This window comes from Microcoleus sp. K1-B1, assembly GCF_036704705.1.
Lineage (GTDB): Bacteria > Cyanobacteriota > Cyanobacteriia > Cyanobacteriales > Microcoleaceae > Microcoleus.
Genome location: NZ_JAUBSH010000179.1, coordinates 1 through 3,430, shown reverse-complemented (window position 1 = coordinate 3,430; position 3,430 = coordinate 1). Strand labels below are relative to the sequence as shown.

The window sequence follows — 3,430 nt, the reverse complement described above, 5'->3', positions numbered from 1 at the left end:
ATCCTTGCTCTTCGCTGTGCTTATCTCAATGGTCAACTTTCAATTTGATGTATTTGCCAAACTGAGATGCACCCAAAAAGTAAGGAAGAACATAGAAAATTTGGCCTTCTTTACGGAAGGCAGTTTCATTTGCCTGTACAACAACTTCCCGACCACTGATCAACACCTGCACACAATTTTTGTGCTGGTTAAATCGCTGTACCTTGAGCTGTACTTCTCGCACAAAGTCTTGAGCCGTTTTCTCAGCAATCTTGCCCTGCATGGCTAGTTCATCCAAGCCATCAAAAATAATCAGCAGGCGCTCTTCCCGATGCTCTGCCTCCAAAGGATTGTAGGGCAAAATACGATCGAACTTGACGAATTTTCCAACCGCATCAATCAGATCGTCTGATGGCTCAAAGTGATGTAATGGAATAAACAAAACTCGATGTCCCTTCTCTGCTACCTTTGCAGCAAACATTTTGGTTAAAGAAGATTTGCCACTACCGGGGCCACCGCTAATCAGTCGAATAGCATCATCTTTTTTTGCTTTACTTAACCAGTCTTCTAATTCTGCTTCCAACTCAACCACAACTCGTTCAAACTGTCTGCTGCTTCCAATCCTCTCTTCTAGGTCTTCATCTTTCTGCTTTTCTACTTTGCGGTTATAGTAAGCCCGAAGCGGCACAAACACCTGCTTCAAACTGAAGGCTTCCAAAAACATAGGTTCTTCTACCTGTTTTTGCAGCCACGTTGAATAGCGCAACCATGCTTGTAACCGTTCATTGGCTTGAGTAAACGGAGTATCCAGCTTTTCTTGAAGAACCGCATAGTCTTTTGGGCGGCTACCCCATTCCTCATGAAGGGCCGCCGCGAAATAAATGGGTAGCCGCTGGCTGATTGCCTTTGCTTCTACCTCACTCAAGCCAGAATCTATTAGCCACTGGGTAAAAGCTGGTTGAATAACCCCAAGGATCTGATCTTTCTCAGGGTGTTTAAAAAACTTTTCATTGATCGATAAACTACTATTCTCTAAAGCCTCATTAATTTTAGTCTGCAATAATTTGAAATTAAACTTCTCCGATTCCAGCTCTTTTTTTTCGTCAACCAGGTTCTTCATTGCCTGGAACAACGAGCGGCAAACGAACAACCAAGCAATTTCTTCAGCACCTGCGGCTAAACCTAATGCACCCAGAGCATCAACTCCATCTGCTGCAAGGCTATCCCACTTGCCAAAAGCAAAGTCTACACCTGCTTTGCCTAGTGCCTTAGAAAAATCTTTAAAGTTAACTGCGATCGATTTTTTCAATACCGAAACGGGCTTTTTGATTGAAAGTCCAGACTCATTATTCATATCTTATTCCGTTTTTTAATTACTAGAAAATCTCTGACCCATATACAAGCTATAAGCCAAACCCAAGTCCAGTGGTAGAAAAACTCAAAAAATTGAAGGCTCAAAAGCTGGCGATACTTCCTTAGCTTACTTTATTTATCGCCCCAAACTCACACCGCGATATAATTCCTAGATCGCCACTTCAAGCTTAATACTCTGTAATATCGTCACCCACAGCCTGCCTCAATCCCCACAACTACTTGCTTCCGGCAATAACTACGGTAGGGGGCGTTGACGCATTTGATCGCGCTCCACCACTGTAAACCGTTCCTCAAATTGCAATCCTTCGGTCTGTAATAAATTTAACAATATTGATGCTGGTTCTTCCGGCGTGTGAGGACGAAACCGCAAATAAATGACACCTCTGGGCGATCGCAGCCGGAAGCCATATCTGAGTGAATGTGTGCTTTCCAGTTCATAACCAGTGCGCCTCTATAGGGTTTTCATCTATTATCAGCATAGTTAAAATTATAAAATTTATGACCGCAGCAGTATCTATTGACATTGGTACGCTCATTACACGCACTCCCGGACTGCATGGTGGATGTCCCCACATCTTCGGTAAAGGCGTTACCGTTCGTCGCATCGTAATCTGATACAAGCGAGGATTGAATGCTGAAGAGATTTGCGATCGCATCCGACATCTCACCCTCGCCGAAGTTTACGCCGCACTCACCTACTATCCGGCCAACACCCAAGAACTTGAAACTTATTTGCTCCATCAAGCAGCAGAAGCCAAGCGTCTTGAAGCTTTGCACAGCAACTTTGGTAAATATGAAATGCTAAGATAATAAATAATACATCACCCACAGAAAAATCTTCTAGATAAGCAATATCCTCAAACTGGGAAAGAAAAACTGATTTTTACCGGATAAATTTAGGCGGTGTAGGAGGAATAGCGGCAATGAAGTAAAGTTTTATAACAAAATTCAACACTTGTGCTTCTTGAGTAAACCGTAAAGTTCGATCTCTTCAAACTGCCCTCGGTGAAAAACACGCTGTTTTTGGCTACCTTCCGGCGTCATTCCCAGCTTTTTTAGCACCTTAGCCGAGGCTATATTCCGCCTGAGACAAGTTGCATAAATGCGATCGAGCTTTAATGTTTCAAATATTCAAGACTGATTTAGTGTAATTGATTCGTTTTTTTCTCAAAAATTATGTCTGCTAACACTGCAAAAAATCATTACTTCCGATTGGCATTGTTCTGGGCGTTTCTGGGTAGTTTGGGAAGCTTGGCGGTGTTCCCTTATGCGCTGTCTCTCAATCCGGCAGTAAGTCAATTGCCGGCACCGCTACCTGTTTTGGCGATCGCCTCCGCCCTGCAAACCGGAATTTTTCTAATTCTCTTTTGTTGGATTGGGCTTCGCCTCGGTAACTCGATCGGACTTGATACGCCCATAGCTCGTGCTTTGGTATATCGACAGCCTTGGGCGCCAATATCTAAATCTGCCCTTAACACGGCGCTAATTGTAGGCTGCCTCGGTGGAATCGTCCTGATTGGATTGAGTTTAGCTTTCCAACCTTGGATGCCGCCAATGGCAACTCTAACAACGCTCGAAATTGACCTCTGGAAACGCATATTAGCTTCTTTCTACGGAGGCATCACCGAAGAACTCTTGCTGCGACTGTTCGGTATGACATTGATGGCGTGGCTACTTTGGAAGATTTTTGAGCGAGACAAACCGCAACCCTCTACATTGATTTTTTGGCTGGCAATTGTGGCGGCGGCAATATTGTTTGGTGTGGGTCATTTGCCTGCTGCTGCGAATGTCTGGGCATTAACGCCGATCGTCATTCTCCGCACCATTACACTCAATGCCCTCTTAGGGATTCCCTTTGGTTATCTTTACTGGCGTTGGGGATTAGAATACGCTATGTTATCTCATTTTTTTGCCGATTTGGTACTGCACGGAATTGGAGGAAGTTAGCAAGAGATGCAAACAATGCAATGGTACAACGAACCTTTACAATGGCATGAGGATAAGGGTGCATCTCACTTTTGCGAATGTGTCAAAAAAGAGTTAAAATGAAAAAGCTAGTAAAATCGTCAAATAAAGA

The 3,430-nt window shown here is 43.7% G+C and carries 4 protein-coding genes; 2 read left to right on the top strand and 2 right to left on the bottom strand.

The annotated features are described in order from the left end of the window. Nucleotides 1-25: 25 nt before the first annotated feature. Nucleotides 26-1,333, bottom strand: a complete 1,308-nt coding sequence (locus QUA83_RS30160) for a hypothetical protein (protein ID WP_333297879.1) — start codon at nt 1,331-1,333, stop codon at nt 26-28. Nucleotides 1,334-1,980: 647 nt separating this feature from the next. On the opposite strand from QUA83_RS30160, the gene QUA83_RS30155 reads away from it, so the two are divergent. After that, nucleotides 1,981-2,163 (top strand): hypothetical protein, encoded by a 183-nt coding sequence (locus QUA83_RS30155; RefSeq protein WP_333297878.1) that lies wholly within the window; start codon nt 1,981-1,983, stop codon nt 2,161-2,163. Between the two features lie 138 nt (nt 2,164-2,301). Here the strand turns inward: QUA83_RS30155 and QUA83_RS30700 are convergent, their stop codons facing one another. Further along, a complete protein-coding gene (locus tag QUA83_RS30700) occupies nt 2,302-2,484 on the bottom strand; it encodes a GNAT family N-acetyltransferase (protein WP_445301832.1) in 183 nt (60 codons plus the stop codon). Nucleotides 2,485-2,529: 45 nt separating this feature from the next. On the opposite strand from QUA83_RS30700, the gene QUA83_RS30150 reads away from it, so the two are divergent. Beyond that, nucleotides 2,530-3,300, top strand: a complete 771-nt coding sequence (locus QUA83_RS30150; protein WP_333297877.1) for a CPBP family intramembrane glutamic endopeptidase — start codon at nt 2,530-2,532, stop codon at nt 3,298-3,300. The last annotated feature ends 130 nt before the right edge of the window (nt 3,301-3,430 follow it).

What these genes read in the sequence shown, in the direction of transcription:
- QUA83_RS30160 (WP_333297879.1), bottom strand. Translation starts at nt 1,333, where the DNA reads ATGAATAATGAGTCTGGACTTTCAATCAAAAAGCCCGTTTCGGTATTG.
- QUA83_RS30150 (WP_333297877.1), top strand. Translation starts at nt 2,530, where the DNA reads ATGTCTGCTAACACTGCAAAAAATCATTACTTCCGATTGGCATTGTTC.